Annotated in this window: 8 protein-coding genes; 6 read left to right on the forward strand and 2 right to left on the reverse strand. The window is 45.8% G+C overall.

All coding sequences use genetic code 11. The annotated features are described in order from the left end of the window. Positions 1-14: 14 nt before the first annotated feature. A complete protein-coding gene (locus tag Q7A_RS09085; RefSeq protein WP_014707053.1) occupies positions 15-539 on the reverse strand; it encodes a hypothetical protein in 525 nt (174 codons plus the stop codon). 321 nt (positions 540-860) lie between these two features. Here Q7A_RS09085 and Q7A_RS09090 point away from each other — a divergent pair, with 321 nt between their 5' ends. The 6 genes from Q7A_RS09090 (at position 861) to Q7A_RS09115 (ending at position 14,828) form a co-directional block, all read left to right on the forward strand. After that, positions 861-2,258, forward strand: a complete 1,398-nt coding sequence (locus Q7A_RS09090) for a cytochrome ubiquinol oxidase subunit I (RefSeq protein ID WP_014707054.1) — start codon at positions 861-863, stop codon at positions 2,256-2,258. After that, positions 2,258-3,256 (forward strand): cytochrome d ubiquinol oxidase subunit II, encoded by a 999-nt coding sequence (gene cydB, locus Q7A_RS09095; RefSeq protein WP_014707055.1) that lies wholly within the window; start codon positions 2,258-2,260, stop codon positions 3,254-3,256. The genes Q7A_RS09090 and cydB overlap by 1 nt, the downstream gene beginning before the upstream one ends. Before the next feature lie 107 nt (positions 3,257-3,363). Continuing rightward, positions 3,364-5,043 (forward strand): thiol reductant ABC exporter subunit CydD, encoded by a 1,680-nt coding sequence (gene cydD / locus Q7A_RS09100; protein ID WP_014707056.1) that lies wholly within the window; start codon positions 3,364-3,366, stop codon positions 5,041-5,043. A gap of 2 nt (positions 5,044-5,045) precedes the next feature. Further along, a complete protein-coding gene (locus tag Q7A_RS09105; RefSeq protein WP_014707057.1) occupies positions 5,046-6,737 on the forward strand; it encodes an amino acid ABC transporter ATP-binding/permease protein in 1,692 nt (563 codons plus the stop codon). Between the two features lie 130 nt (positions 6,738-6,867). Further along, a complete protein-coding gene (locus Q7A_RS09110; RefSeq protein ID WP_014707058.1) occupies positions 6,868-8,613 on the forward strand; it encodes a ShlB/FhaC/HecB family hemolysin secretion/activation protein in 1,746 nt (581 codons plus the stop codon). A gap of 41 nt (positions 8,614-8,654) precedes the next feature. Continuing rightward, entirely contained in the window at positions 8,655-14,828 is a 6,174-nt protein-coding gene (locus Q7A_RS09115) for a hemagglutinin repeat-containing protein (protein WP_041354485.1), read from the forward strand. A 240-nt stretch (positions 14,829-15,068) separates the two neighbouring features. Here Q7A_RS09115 and Q7A_RS09120 read toward each other — a convergent pair whose 3' ends face one another. Then, on the reverse strand, positions 15,069-15,953 hold the full coding sequence (locus tag Q7A_RS09120; protein ID WP_014706222.1) for an IS982 family transposase: 885 nt from the start codon (positions 15,951-15,953) through the stop codon (positions 15,069-15,071). Positions 15,954-16,156 lie beyond the last annotated feature (203 nt).

Raw genomic sequence — 16,156 nt, forward strand, 5'->3', positions numbered from 1 at the left:
TAACTGGAGGTAACTCAGATAGTTTCTCTCATTGAAATTGCCGACCCTTTCAATAGGTTTTTGATCAAATTGATTTCTTTATGGTCATCCGTTTGTACGATAAGCGTCCAGTGATGTTCATGGCTCGCTTCAATTGTTTTGGTAATCAGAGGATCATGATCCGGACGTAGTGATACGATGCCGGCGACCATCATGCCAAAGGTGACACCAAAAAAAACAAACACAAAATAAGTATATAAAGGATTTGATTGAGTCATTTCGGGACCAACGATGACAAGCGCTGTTGCAATCAATACCCCGATAATCATACCAATCAAACCAAGCCAGCCATGTGATTTCACAATCGTTTTGGCAATACCATGGCTTTCAGGTTCGAGTTTTCGGCTAATATTAACGTCATCAGGTTGAATGATATTGATAACGTCTGGCGAAATACCATTATCGATGAGCTTTTGCTTCGCGGCATTGGCTGAATCTCTATCACTATAGACTGCGGCTACTCGCCCGGTATGTTTTTCATCTTGAATTTCTACATCCATAGTTTTCCTCCTGAGATACATAAGACGTAATTTCATTCGGCAGTTTCATGTTCATACTATCGCTGTTATCGGATAAATAAAAATTTCCATCGTAAGCAAGTATTTATAGCCTTGTTTCAGTAGCTGTTGGTCTGCCATCATCGAAGATCAGGGACTATTCTTCTATATAAACAGATAAAAAGAATTTATGCTGAACAACGGCAATGCATCATTTCGGCTTTGCTTGGCGAAAAAAGTAGCCTCCAGCAGTGATGGCAATGTAAGATCGATTGTTACTGAAGCCTTACTAGGCTTTACGTCTGACCAATAACTGGAGGCACCATGGAACTCGACCCACTTATACTGTCACGAATTCAGTTTGCATTTGTGGTGTGTTTTCATGCCATTTTCCCTGTTTTTACCATCGGCTTGGCAAGCTTTGTTGCTGTTTTAGAAGCCTTATCGTTAAAGACCGGCAATCCCGTTTGGCAGAGGCTTTCTAAGTTTTGGATCCAGGTATTTGCCGTGGTGTTTGGTATGGGGGTTGTTTCCGGCATCGTCATGTCATTCCAGTTTGGCACCAACTGGAGTAATTTTTCTTACGCGACGGCCAATTTTCTCGGGCCGATTCTGAGCTATGAAGTAATCACAGCCTTTTTCTTAGAAGCGGGCTTTCTCGGCGTTTTGTTATTTGGTCGCGATAAAGTACCGCAGGGCGTACATTTCTTTGCGGCATTGATGGTTGCCGTCGGTACGTTTATCTCGTCATTTTGGATTTTAGCGGCCAATTCCGCCTTGCATACCCCGGATGGATTGGTGATGCGTGATGGCTTGTACTATGTCAGCTCTTGGTCAGATGCTATTTTCAATCCGTCATTTGGCTATCGCTTTTTGCATATGGGCGTGGCGTCATTCTTGACAGCTTCCTTTGTCGTGGCCGGTGTCACTGCATGGTTTGTGATGCAAAAACGCGAGATGGAGGCCAACAAAAAAGCGCTGTCGATCGCTTTGTGGCTTATTTTGATTCTGGCTCCTGCACAAGTGGTGATTGGCGACTTTCATGGTTTGAACACGCTTGAGCACCAGCCCACTAAAGTGGCTGCAATGGAAGGCAATTGGGAAACCTCGACCGGCGTACCGTTATTGTTATTTGCTTGGCCGGATCAGGAGGCCCAAGAAAATCACTTTGAAATCAAAATCCCCAAATTAGCCAGCTTTATCCTGACACATGACTGGGATGGAGAAGTCCCAGGATTGAAAGAAGTGGCACCCGAAGAACAACCTCCAGTGTTTATTGTGTTCTGGGCATTTAGGGTGATGGTGGGTATGGGCATGCTGATGGTGTTGTTCGGTCTGGCCGGGCTCTTGTTACGCAGAAAGCAGCGCTATCTTGAATGTAAGCCTTTCTTGAATGGTTTACGGGTGATGAGTCTTTCACCTTTTATCGCAGTATTAGCAGGCTGGATCGTCACTGAAACGGGCAGAGCACCTTGGCTGATTTATGAACAGATGACACATGCTCAAGGTTTAACACCTTCATTAACGGGCGGTATGGCCTTGTTTACTTTGATTGGTTATATCCTGGTATATGCGATGGTTTTCAGTGCCGGTGTGTTTTATTTAATGACCGTATTCCGGGGTGGTTTGGAAACGGCAAATACAAATCATCTGGATTCAGCCAGGGAGAAAGCTCAAAGACCAATGTCTGCTGCCAATGCCAATTTAGAAGGAGGTCTGTGATGGAGCAACCCTTTGATTTAGTGATTATCTGGGCCGGTATTATTGGCTTTGCTGTGATGATGTATGTGTTGATGGATGGGTTTGATCTGGGACAGGGTATTTTATATCCATTTGCGCCAGACGATCATTCACGTGACATTATGATGAACTCGGTAGCACCGGTATGGGACGGAAATGAGACTTGGTTAGTGTTGGGTGGGGCAGGTTTGCTGGCTGCTTTTCCACTGGTATATTCGGTTTTTCTACCCGCCTTGTATATTGGTGTGTTTTTGATGCTGGCCGGTTTGATTTTTCGGGGAGTCGCGTTTGAATTTCGTTTTAAGGCCAATTCCACCAGATATTTGTGGGATTGGGCATTTGCCGGCGGCTCATTTGTTGCTGCCTTTTCACAGGGTGCGGTAGTTGGGGCTTATGTTCAGGGGTTTGAAACCAGTAACTTTATTTATGTGGGTGGTGCTTTTGATTGGTTAACCCCTTTTACGATTATTACAGGGTTAGGATTGGTCGCTGGTTATGCCTTATTGGGTAGTACATGGTTGATCATGAAAACTGAAGGTGAGCTACAGCAGTGGGCTTATAAAATTACGCCAATATTGCTGATAGTGGTACTTTTCGTATTTGTTCTTATCAGCTTATACACGCCTTTTGTTGATCAGGGCGTATTAAATAGATGGTTTAATGGTGTGTCGATAATCTGGTTATTGCCTTTGCTCGCATTGTATTGTGCCTTTCTGGTTTTTAGAGCCGTTAAAAAACAGCAGGAAGGAGTACCTTTTGTTGCGACTATGGGGTTGTTTCTATTTACCTATCTAGGCTTGCTTGCGAGTAAATGGCCTTATATTGTTCCGCCTGATTACACACTATGGGATGCGGCCTCGGCTTATGAATCCCAATTATTTCTGTTGTTGGGTTTCTTATTTGTTATTCCATTTGTGCTGGGCTATATCGCCTGGTCTTACTATATTTTCCGCGGCAAGGTGAGAGGTGGTTATCACTAGGGCGTGTTGATCTTTCATCTCCACCTCTGTTGTGAGCTGAAAAAACGCCAATCAAGGCGATCCTCGAGCCTTGATTGGCGCTTTTTCAGTTTTATGGATAGGCGGCTATGAAAGATCAACAGGTCCAGGATAAAGCCGGACGTTTTTTACTCAAACAGCTTATCCAAAAGCAGCGAAGCCGATTGCTTCTGGCTGTTTTGATGGGTGTGTTGGCGACAATTGCAATGATTGTGCAATGGTATACTCTGGCCCAACTGACCTATAACTTAATCATCCAACAACAACCTTTTGTTGAGCAATACATGCTGATTTTGTTGATGGTGCTGAGCCTTATTTTACGACCGGTACTGATCAGAGCTCAAGAGCATTACTCCCAACTGGCCAGCTTGCATGCAAGAGAGCATTTACGTGAGCAGGTCCTCAGTGGCTGGCGACAAACCAGTGCATTAATCCATAGTCAACGTTCTCCCGGTTCTGCAGCCAGCCAGTTGATTGAAGATGTTGAGTCGATGGATGGCTATTTCGCCCGATTCTGGCCGCAACAATTGCTGGCAGTGCTGACACCGGTTTTGATTCTAATAGCGGTGTTTTATTACAACTGGCTGGCTGCATTGTTTTTACTGGTGGCGGCACCGTTAATTCCATTATTTATGATGCTGATAGGCTGGGGAGCTGAAGCAGTTAATCAGCGCTTTTTTTACCAACGCCAGCGTCTGGCAGGCCATTTTCTGGATCGCGTCAAATATCTCACGACGTTAAAACTATTTGCAGCTGAGAATGAGGCTTTAACAGAAGTCGAAGAGAGGAGTCAGGACTATCGTCAGGTAGTGATGAAAACCCTGAAGCTGGCATTTCTCTCATCGGCCGTTCTGGAGTTTTTTACTAGTGTAGCGATTGCCAGTATCGCCATTTATATTGGTTTTGCTCTGTTTGGCTCCATCACCTGGGGCCCGGCAGCAGATATCACATTATTCAGCGGGTTATTTATACTGTTGCTGGCCCCCGAGTTTTTTCAGCCCTTACGAAATCTTTCCCAGTTCTATCATGACCGTGCTGCGGCATTGGCAGCCGCTTCGCATATTGCTACGCATCTCACAGGCGAAAACAACGCCCCGCCAGCAGATGATGTTTTTGAGCTAACTTCGGATGATTCATCATTCACCTTAATTGCCACTGAACTGTGTATCGGATATCAGTTAGGCAATGTTCTTCAGGACCCAATCAATCTTAAGTTGAACAGAGGAGAGTGCCTGGTGATTAACGGACCCTCCGGCTGCGGCAAGACCACGTTATTACATACCTTGGCCGGTTATCTGTCGCCCTTATCCGGCAAAGTGCTTTTAAATAATCAGCCGATGGGAAAGGAAGCAATTCGTTATCTGCCGCAAAAACCGTGGATCATTAACGGCAGCTGGGCAGAGAACCTAGCTGTACTGGCACCAGATGCCACCAAAAAAGAAATGCATAAGGTATTAAATCAGCTAGGTTTGGAAAGTTTAATTACAAATAGAAACAAAGGTCTAGCTAGCAAACTTAATGAACATGGTGAAGGTCTTTCAGGAGGGCAATTACAACGTCTGGCACTGGCAAGAGTATTACTTTCACCGGCCCCATTGGTATTACTGGATGAACCGACGGCCAGCCTGGATGCCGAAAGCCGGCAGTACGTTCTGGCGGCGCTTTTAGTATTAAAACCGCAATGCATTTTAGTGATTTCCAGCCATGATACTGATGTACTGGCACTAGCCGATCACCAGTTGCAGTTTGCCAGTAAGGAGAGTGACTAACGATGTTCAGCCATTCTCAAAAGAATTTTGCCCCCCTGAAGTTCTGGCTAATCAAAGTTCTGCAAAATCAGAAAAAACGATTAATCATCTCTTTACTGCTGGCCTTATTAACGGCTATTTCCGCCATGGGGTTATTAGCGTTGTCTGGCTGGTTGATTACAGCTACTGCAATCACCGGGCTGGCGATTACCGCTGGCACTGCCGTGTTATTGGATATCTACCGACCGGGTGGTGGCATTCGGTTTTTTGCGTTAAGTCGGACAGTGGGACGGTATTTTGAACGGCTGCATAGTCACGATATGGTGTTAAGAGTGATTGCCGGATTTCGACTAACCCTGTTTACCGGCCTGATGGACTTGCCGGTTCAGCAACTGCGAAACACAGAGGATAGTGAATGGCTGAGCCGGTTAACCGCAGATCTGGATAATCTCGACAGCCTGTTATTAAAGTTACTTTTACCTCCAATTGTTGTGATATCCAGCGTGCTTTTGCTTGTAGTTTTTATCAGTTTTTTCTGGTTAACGCTGGGGGTTACATTCGGAGTTATCACGCTGCTGTTGGGAAGTATTTATTTCAGCTTTTTTACTCGGAAAACATCGCAGATAAGCAGCGATTATGCCCGGCAGATTAACCAGGCTCGCTCACAAACCATAGAGCATCTTCAGGGCCAGCTGGAACTCCAGGCAGCACATCTGCAACAAGCGGATCAAGCAAGATTGGTCAGTTCGCTGAGTGAGATTGGCAAGTCGCAGCTAAAATTGAATCGACATATCGCCAACGCACAGTTAATAGTGAATATTTGTCATGGATTGTTGGTCATCGCTGTGGCAATTGCAGCGTTATTTGCCTACCAGAATCAGCTTGTCAGTGGACCGGTTGCCGTCATGTTGTTTCTGGCCGTGTTTGGATTGGGTGAGTTACTTTTAAACCTGCCAGGCCAGCTAGGGCAGTGGGGCAGGACACGCTATGCAGCTGAACGGTTGCAACCCCTGGCAGAGCATGCAGCTTCAGAGAAATCGACGCTGGCAGAACTTGAGCGGCTGTCGATGATGCTGGCAGATCACCCTAAGGTTATCAGCAGCATAGATACCGCTTTTGCTTTTGAACTTAACCCATCTGAATGTCTGTTAATAAGTGGCCGATCCGGAAGCGGCAAATCGACATTAGCCAATATACTGGCAGGACTGGAGATACCGGACTCATTTATAACGCCTTATCAGTTGTTGATAAACGGCATTCCATTGCGAATCGATCAAACACAAGCTTGGCACAAGCAGATTGGCTATCTGACTCAGCAAAACAGCATCATCGCCGCGACGTTATATAGCAATCTGACACTGGGGCTGAATGACATCGACGAACATAAGCTTTGGCAGGCACTGACCTTGGTCGAGCTGGATGATTGGGCCAAACAACTACCAGCCGGGTTACACAGCTGGCTGGGTGATACCGGCAGTCAACTTTCCGGAGGGCAGGCCCGAAGGATCTGTCTGGCAAGACTCTTATTAAAAGAAACAAAACTGATCTTGCTTGACGAGCCATTTAACGGCATTGATACCGAAATGGCAGAACGTATCTGGCAGCGTTTGTATCCGCAATGGCAGGACAAAATGCTTATCGTGCTGATGCATGATCGGCCAGCGTTTTTCCCAGCAATTGATAATCAGCAAATGTTTGAAATCAATCTGGATTAAAGATAATCGGTTATCCATAAAAATTTTAACTGGCGCACACTTTTATCATTCCATTTCGATTGATCGTTGCCTGTGTCTTTGCTCTTGAATTACTATTTCTGGTAATTGAAAGGAATTCAAGAAGAAAAAAATGGAATGTCGTCATGGAAGACGAGCACCCTATCTTCGGGTAGGAGCGTTTGTTATATGGAATTTATTTTCTCTAGCAGCTTATGCTGGTGCTACGATTATCGATCGTGCCGCACAAGAGCAACTGCTACAGCAAGAGCGCGAGCGTCAGCTTCGCGAGCAACAGGAAATCTCTCCTGATGTACGAATACCAAATCCAGCTTCTCCGCCAGAACTCCTCGTTTATCCAGACAGTGAATCTCCCTGTTTCACTATCTCCAGCGTTTCACTGATTGGCGAAAGCGCTGCAGAATTTCAGTTTGCTTTATCCTCCGTAACGGATGGCAATGATTCCGCCATAGGACGTTGTCTTGGGGCACAAGGCATTAATGTCGCAATGAGCCGTATTCAAAATGCCATTATTGCCCGGGGCTTTGTAACTACCCGGGTGTTGGCAGCTCCCCAGGATCTTAATTCCAGTTTATTACAACTTACGGTGATACCCGGCAGAGTCAGAAAGATTCATTTTGCTGAAGGTGTGTCTGTAAGAGCGACCAAATGGAATGCGATCCCTGTTCAACGCGGTGACATTCTGAATCTGCGGGATATTGAGCAAGGTCTGGAAAACTTTAAACGAGTACCCACTACAGAAGTCGATATCCAGATAGAGCCGGCAGAAGGGCCAGATGCTAAGCCTGGTGAAAGTGATGTAATCATTCAATATCAACAGCGTTTTCCGTTTCGACTGACTATCAGCGCTGATGATGCCGGGTTCGATTCCACCGGCAAATATCAAGCTGGCGTTACCTTGTCTGGAGACAATCTGCTGATGCTCAATGACTTGTTCTACGTCAATTACAACCATGACCAGGGTGGGGGCGAATCAGGTAAACGTGGATCTGACGGCCAGACTATTCATTATTCGTTTCCCGTCGGTTATTGGTTATTCGGTTTCACCACATCCTCCTATGACTACCATCAAGTGGTTTCTGGTATTAATCAATCCTATACCTACAGTGGCCGTAGCGAAAACTCGGATGTTAAGGCCAGCCGTCTCATATATCGCAATGCAATCAATAAAACCTATCTTTCATTTCGCGGTTTCTTCAGAAAATCCTCTAACTACATAAACGACACAGAAATTGAAGTGCAAAAACGCCGTACCGCGGGATGGGAGTTAGGTTTCCGCCAAACCTGGTATTTAGGGCAATCGCTGCTGGATTACAAATTAGCCTACAAGCGGGGGACTGGAGCAATGAATGCTCTCAAAGCACCTGAAGAGAGCTTTGATGAAGGAACATCACGTATGGAAATACTGACGGCTGATCTCGGTTTCGACCTGCCATTTTCTGTTAAAGCCCCATGGGGTGAGCAAGCTTTGCGTTACTCAACCCAATTTCGTGGCCAATATAATTTCACACCATTAACGCCTCAGGATCGGCTGTCTATTGGTAATCGTTACACCGTTCGCGGCTTTGACGGTCAATGGACTTTAAGTGCAGATAACGGCTGGTTCTTGCGTAATGAAATGAGTGCATTAATCGCTAACACCGGGCAGGCCGTTTATTGGGGGCTTGATTATGGCGAAGTCGGTGGTCAATCCAGTGATCTTTTATTAGGCAAGCAGCTGGCAGGAATCGTAATGGGGTTAAGAGGGGGCTTTGGCGGATTTAGTTATGACTTATTTGTGGGTAAAGCACTTAAGAAGCCCAAGGGCTTTGAAACAGCCAGTACAACAGTAGGTTTCAATTTAAATCTGACGTTCTGACTAACGTTTCGTTGAATCATCTGCGATAAGGGATTAAAAAGATGAACAAAAATAAATTCAGGGTGGTGTTTAACAGAGCACGCGGTTTGATGATGGTGGTTGCAGAAAACGTCGGATGTAATTCTTCGGGAAGTAACCCAAACGTACCAACAACACCTTGCCCTATGGTCCTCGCCACTCTGCGCCCGTTGATTTTCTCAATGCTTGTCATGAGTAGTCTGGTAATAATGACAAGCCCAACCTATGCAGACATCATTGCCGATCCAAATGCCCCAGCCAATCAGCAACCGATTGTTAATGAAACAGCAAATGGCTTGCCACTGGTCAATATTCAGACCCCCAGTGCTGCGGGTGTCTCACGTAACACCTATCGCCAGTTCGATGTAAAGACGAAAGGCGCTATCCTCAATAACAGCAATAAAAATACCCAAACCCAACTGGGCGGCTGGGTGCAAGGCAATCCCTACCTTGCCGGGGGCACAGCTAAAGTAATATTAAATGAAGTTAACAGTCAAAATCCGAGTTTACTGAACGGTTATATTGAAGTGGCCGGTAGTCGCGCTCAGGTTGTTATTGCCAATCCGGCAGGTATCAGCTGCAGTGGTTGTGGCTTTATCAATGCGAATCGGGCCACGCTGACGACGGGGAAACCCATCATGAATAATGGCAATCTGCTTGGTTATCGCGTCGGTGGCGGGAAGATTAACTTTTTAGGGAATGGACTCGATACTTCACAAACTAACTTTACCGACGTGATTGCACGCGCAGTGGATGTGAACGCCGGTATATGGGCTAACAGTCTTAATATTACTACGGGTACGAACCAGGTCAATGTCGATAGTAATGGTCATCAGACCGACGTAAGCAGTATTGCTCCTGATGCAGGAACTGCTGTCCCTGCTTTTGCGGTTGACGTTGCTGCACTGGGAGGCATGTACGCGGGCAAAATTCACATGGTTGGGACAGAAGCTGGTGTGGGAGTAAATAACGCCAGCGATATTGGTGCAAGCGTAGGCAGTGTCAGTATTACTGCCGACGGAGTGCTGCAAAATACCGGCGCTATCAGTGCTAAAAGCAATATCCAGTTGGATGTTGCAGGTCTGGAAAGTGATGGCAGCGTTACAGCAGATGGTGACATTAGCATCAACCTGGCTTCTGATTATATTCACACCAGTGAGCTGCAAGCAGGCGCCAATCTTAACTTACATACCAGTGGTGATATCACCAATCAATCGACCATACTTGCTAGTCAATCGCTACACCTTAGCGCTAACAACATCGACAATATGGTGAATGGGGAAATAGTCGGTCTTGATACTCATATTACCGCCGCTGACACGATTACAAACCAGGGCCTGATTGATGGCGTAAATACGCTCATTAACGCAGATAATCTGTTCAACAGTCAAACCGGCAGTATCTTTGCTGATCAAATCGCCATTCAGGTTGCTCACCTTGCCAATTATGCAGGTGCTGTAATCGCTGCTCGTAATCGACTTGATATGGGCACAACAACTATTGAAAATCGTGATGATAGCTTGATATTCAGTGCTGGCGATTTGGCGATAGCTGGTAGTCTCGATGGGGCTAATCAAGCTATTGGAGCAGCAGATTCACTCATCAATGATGGCGCTACTATCGAGGCATTAGGTAATGCAGCTTTGACCATAGCTGATTTACAAAACTTGAATGCCGAACTCATTACCGAAGTTGTTCAAACTGGAAGCGGTAGTTTTGATCGATTTACACCACGAGGGGCGAGTGTCATTTATGAAACCTCTGACTATCCTGGAGCCCATATTGGTAACGTTCATGTTGAATGGCGTTCAGCAGGGTCATACACATTCCGCGAATACACACGCTATTTAGGTACAAAAAGATTCTACGAAACACAAATCGTTTCCTCAACTCCAGGTCAGCTCCTCTCTGGTGGCGATATGCTTATCAGTGGCTCTGTACTCAATAGCGATAGTCAGATCATCGCCGGAGGTAACCTTGATGTTACTGGCGCCTCAGTACAAAACATGAATTCAGAGGGTCGAACTGTTACAAGCTATAACGGCACCGCCTACTATTATGATTGGGATGGCCACGACAATGATTACGATGTTGATGTTATAGGCCCTTACAATCCAGCTAACCAAGTCGTGACGTATAACCTTGCCACTACACAATTGGATGGTAATACCGTTCCAGCGGGCAGTGGCACTACAGTTAACTCGGCGGCGTTACCGATTGTCACCAGCAACTTATTTCAACCCACACCTGATGTTGCAGCAGATTATCTGATTGAAAACAATCCACGCTTTGCCAATTATCGCTCTTGGTTAAGTTCTGACTACATGCTGCAGCAACTGGCATTTGACCCCGCAACGACTCAAAAACGTTTGGGCGATGGCTTCTATGAGCAACGGCTGGTGCGTGAACAAATCGCCCAACTGACAGGCCGTCGATTCCTTGATGGACACGCTACTGATGAAGCGCAATATCAGGCGTTGATGACATCGGCCCTCACACAAGTCAGTGATTTACAGCTTATTCCGGGTGTGGCACTTTCAGCCGATCAGGTGGCTCAACTCACCAGTGATATTGTCTGGCTGGTTGAGCAAGCAGTCACACTACCTGATGGCACAGTTACACAAGCCTTGGTGCCTCAGGTGTATATAAGACCACAGACAGAAGATATGCAGCCGACCACCGGTTTGATGGCAGGTAACACGGTCATCATGAACCTCACTGCGGATGTGACCAATGAGGGGACGATTGCAGGTCGCGAGATCGTGGAATTGAATGCTGACAATATCAATAATCTGGGCGGTCAGATTGTGGCTGATTTGACGTTATTAAAAGCCAAAAATGATATCAACAACATTGGCGGTCAAGTCAGAGCAGGAGATGCCATGTTGTTGGAGGCAGGCAATGATATTAATCTTCGGAGCACGACACAAAGCAGCAAACAAAGAGAAGGGGCCAGCAGTTTTAGTCGGACGAATATAGATCGTGTTGCCGGACTGTATCTCAGCAACCCCGATGCGATTCTCATTGCCTCAGCAGGTAATGACGTTAACTTGATGGCGGCCAGTATCGTCAATAGTGGTGAAGGTGGCCTCACACAAATCACTGCTGAAGAAAATATTAACCTTGGCACTGTGCAAACTGCAGAACAGAACAACAGCATCCGTAATGCGAAAAACTATGTAAAACATGGCGGCACGCAGGAAATTGGCAGCGATATTCAAACAACGGGCGATATCAGCTTCAATGCAGGCAATGACCTTAATGCAACAGCCGCTAGCATCACCAGTGAAGCTGGCGCAATCAATGTGACTGCTATGCAAGATATCAACATCATCGAAGGCCGTGAAACCAGCAACTTTGATACGGCACGCAAAGTAAAAAGAAGCAGCACCTTCAGCAGTAAAACCAAAACCCGCCGCGATGTTTTCAAATCGGATAACAGCATCAGTAGTAACTTCAGTGGTGAAACCGTTATGTTAGATGCCGGTAACGAACTGAACATTCGTGGCAGCAATGTTATCAGTGATAACGGCACCACATTAAGCGCAGTAGATAATGTGAATATCACTGCTACCAACAACACGGCTTACGAATTTCATGAGCGAAAAACCAAAAAGAGCGGCCTTAGCGCCAGCGGTGGAAGTCTTACTCTGGGCAGCAGCCAACTCAACACCAAGCAAACCACAAACAGTACTAATCAAACCGGCAGCACAGTGGGCAGTGTAGAAGGGGGTGTGACCATAAATAGTGGTAAAACCTATACCCAAAAAGCCAGTGATGTATTGGCCCCGCAAGGCAATATTGATATCCGTGCTCAACAGGTCAATATCGTTGCTGGGCAAAACACCCGTGACTCCACCCAAGAGACTAAATTCAAGCAAAGTGGCTTAACGCTTGCGATTACCAGCCCGGTTATCTCTGCCATTCAAACGGCACAACAAATGAGTGAAGCTACCAGTGATACCTCGGATGGACGTATGAATGCCTTGGCGGCAGGCGCTACAGCCCTGGCAGCAAAGAGTGCTTATGATTCTACACAACAGGCGTTGTCTGCGGCGCCTACGGGCAATGACGTGACGGATGCAGCCAATCAAGCCGGTGGCATTAACCTCAGCCTTTCCATTGGCACTTCTAAGAGTAGCAGTACCTCCACCCAAACCAGCACCAACGTTCAAGGTAGTCAAGTGATGGCTGGAGGAGATGTCACTATCAGCGCCACAGGGGCCGATCAAGATTCCGATGTCAATGTGATCGGCAGTACTATCAATGCGGGAGAAAACATCTCAATCAAAGCTGATGATCAAATCAATCTGATTGCTGCTAAAAACACCGACACACTCAACAGCAAAAATAAAAACAGTAGTGCCAGTGTTGGCATCAGTATTGGCACTAATGGACTCGCTATCACAGCCAGCGCATCTAAAGGAAAAGGTAAAACCAATGGCACAGATGTGAGCTGGACGGAAACCATGGTAGAGGCGGGCAATAAAGCCAGCCTGGAAAGCGGTACCGATACCAATCTCATCGGTGCACAAGTGAGGGGTAAACAAGTAGTGGCCGATGTCGGCAACTCGGGAGAGGGCAATCTCAATATCCATAGTTTGCAAGATACCAGCACCTACGATAGTAAACAGAAAAGTGCAGGTATCAGTGTCAGCATTCCAATAGGAGCAGGCATGGCTGGCGGTTCGTTCAGTTCAAGTCAAAGCAAGATCAAAAGTGATTACGCCAGCGTCAATGAACAAGCGGGTATATTCGCCGGTGATGAAGGCTTTCAAGTCAACGTGACGGGCAATACTAATCTTAAGGGTGCTGTAATCGCATCGACAGAGCAAGCCATTCAGGACAACAAGAATAACCTGACCACGGAAACGCTGACCGTATCAGACATCAGCAATAATGCTGAATACGATGGCAAGGCTACCTCAGCAACCATCGGCGGTGGTATTCAGGCGGGGCTACCGCAACTCTCAGGGGCGGGAATAGGAAAAGATAACGATAAAGCAGAAAGCACTTCAATCAGCGCCATCAGTCAGGGTGCATTAACTATTACCGATAATGATAGCCAACAAAACTTCAATGGCGAGGATGCTGCCACCACAGTGGCCGTGCTCAATCGGGATGTACATGTTAACGAGCAAGGAGAGGCAGTCGATAGTCAAGGGAGTTCAACCGCTAATAGTATCGCCCCAATCTTTGATGCGGAAAAAGTCGCCAAAGAAATTGAAGCGCAGGTGAAAATCACACAGGCGTTCAACCAAGAAGCACCCAAAGCATTAGCAACTTTCGCGCTTAGTAAAACACAACCCTATCAGGATGCGAAGGATTACGAGCTAATCAAAAGTCGTGCTGAAAATAATATTCAGCTGACAGATTATGAAATCAACAGACTTGCAGCCTTGGAGGCTTCTGGACTGACAACGGAAAAATCTCAATCGATATTGAATGATCCACAGGCGAAATCTGACTACGAGAACTGGAATGGCAATGGTGATTACCGAAAAGCAGCCAATATTATTGTCGCTGCAATTGGTGGTGGTTCATCTGGATTAACCTCTGCAGTTACTAAAGAATCTATGTCTTGGGCTGCCGATAAGATGCGTCAAGCCATGATTGAGGATTCAATGAAGTTCGCGGGTCTGTGTGTAACAAAGGACGATTGTATAAGTAATGAGTCAGGGACAAGCGTAGGTGTAAATGGAGATAATACGAAAATTGCTGGCGGTCGAATTGTACTAAATAAATGGTGTGGTAATGGAAGATGTGAAAAAGACCCCAGTACCGTCAGTGGTTACAAGGAAAATTCTGATGGAACGGTGATATTCAAACCCAAGGATGCAAGCGGTAATCCATTGACTATTGGCGAGTTTATTGCACAAAATCAAGAGCTGCGAAGTCCATTAGGAGGGGTTCAAGGTGATAATGGCCAAATGGCGCTAGGTATTCAGTTTGAATATGCTGCGAATTCATTTTGGGATAAGTTAGCCGAGGCCTATGCAGGAACACATGACACCTTGAACAGCGTGATCTGGTATGACGAATTAGGTAATGGTAGAAATTTGGATAAAACTACGATGGGAAAAATTGGAGAAGCTGCAAATTACATAAATGTGATTAACGCTACACCATTTGCTGCAAGTGTCTTTTTACCACCTGAAGTATGGAACTCTGTGTTTACAGTTTTGAACAATAGATGAAGGATCCTTAATGGAAAAAATGGTATCAAAAATATTTATTAGATTTTCTTGGTTAATTTTAATCATTTTTTTTGTTTCTTCCTGCGCTACAAATGGATATCGTGGTGGGTGGTAAGAAAAATATTAAGGTTGAGAATACTCACTAAAGAATGTGCTGAATGTATGCGAGATAAAGGATATGTCTATTTAGAGTACTGCGAGGAGAGATGTCAGTACCCATAAACAAAAATTAATATAACCTCAGATCTGCATAAGCGCGCCCTTTTCATTCCTGTTCAACTTGATAGAAGGCTTCTTGGGTTGGAAGGTATAAGCCACCAATCCAGCCATGAGGTGGACCATAAAGCTGACAGGGCTGCGGTGCCGTGAGTGTTCGATTTGAGAAATATTCTTCAATTGGTCAAATATTGTTTCAATCACATAGCGTTTTCTCAACATCAACCGGTCCCATAACGTCATCAGTTGCGGTTTCATATTCTTGCGAATGCCGGTGACCAGCTTAATGCCTTGTTCGGCTAATGACTCTTTAAGTGTTTGAGACAGATAACCTTTATCGCCATACAAGGTGCCCCATAGCTGTTTGACCATGTCCGGTATGGGCTTGCGGTCATCAATATTGGCCGTTGTGATTTTTACTGAAAGTATTTCACCTTGTTCGTTCACTAACAGGTGTAGCTTGAAGCCATAAAACCAGCCCATGGTGCCCTTGCCTCGCTCTGCAACACCGCTAAAGACACGGTTCCGAGGAATGCGAATGTTGTGGCATACCGCCAGTTTGGTTGAATCAACAAAGGCGATGCCGGTTGGTTTGCCGTAACGTTGTGTCATAAAGGCACACAGGGGAACCAGCACACTTTGCAGCAGTTTCAACATGCGGGTATAGCTAACCAGTTGGGGGAAAGCTTGCTTCAAGTGCTTCCGGGCATAGTGTGTATAAAAGGTCTTGAAGTCTCTGAAGCGGAGCTGGTGAAATAAAATCAGAATAGTGATGACTTCACTTTCCGACAACTTGCCAGGCTTGTTCCGGCATTTATCTCCGGCTGCTATCTGCTGGTGTTGCCAGGCCGGGATAAATCTTTGGCAAAAATCATCGACTTCGCAATACATTTTCTCTAAATTGTACATAGTTGAGCCCTTTCGTTTCTCGTTTTTGGTCAAACGATTCGATCGTGGCTCAGGCTTTTAGTTCCTCTTTTCTTATGCACAGCTCAGGTTAAATACATTGCAGCTAAGGGCCTTGCAAGCAATTTACAGAATCATGGTGAAGCAGATATTAAGGACAGCAGTACAACACTGAGCGCTATCAGCCCTGCAAGCATAACGATCAC

The organism is Methylophaga nitratireducenticrescens (assembly GCF_000260985.4).
GTDB lineage: Bacteria > Pseudomonadota > Gammaproteobacteria > Nitrosococcales > Methylophagaceae > Methylophaga > Methylophaga nitratireducenticrescens.

What these genes read in the sequence shown, in the direction of transcription:
- Q7A_RS09105 (WP_014707057.1), top strand. Translation starts at nt 5,046, where the DNA reads ATGTTCAGCCATTCTCAAAAGAATTTTGCCCCCCTGAAGTTCTGGCTA.
- Q7A_RS09090 (WP_014707054.1), top strand. Translation starts at nt 861, where the DNA reads ATGGAACTCGACCCACTTATACTGTCACGAATTCAGTTTGCATTTGTG.
- cydD (WP_014707056.1), top strand. Translation starts at nt 3,364, where the DNA reads ATGAAAGATCAACAGGTCCAGGATAAAGCCGGACGTTTTTTACTCAAA.
- Q7A_RS09110 (WP_014707058.1), top strand. Translation starts at nt 6,868, where the DNA reads ATGGAATGTCGTCATGGAAGACGAGCACCCTATCTTCGGGTAGGAGCG.
- Q7A_RS09085 (WP_014707053.1), bottom strand. Translation starts at nt 539, where the DNA reads ATGGATGTAGAAATTCAAGATGAAAAACATACCGGGCGAGTAGCCGCA.
- cydB (WP_014707055.1), top strand. Translation starts at nt 2,258, where the DNA reads ATGGAGCAACCCTTTGATTTAGTGATTATCTGGGCCGGTATTATTGGC.
- Q7A_RS09120 (WP_014706222.1), bottom strand. Translation starts at nt 15,953, where the DNA reads ATGTACAATTTAGAGAAAATGTATTGCGAAGTCGATGATTTTTGCCAA.
- Q7A_RS09115 (WP_041354485.1), top strand. Translation starts at nt 8,655, where the DNA reads ATGAACAAAAATAAATTCAGGGTGGTGTTTAACAGAGCACGCGGTTTG.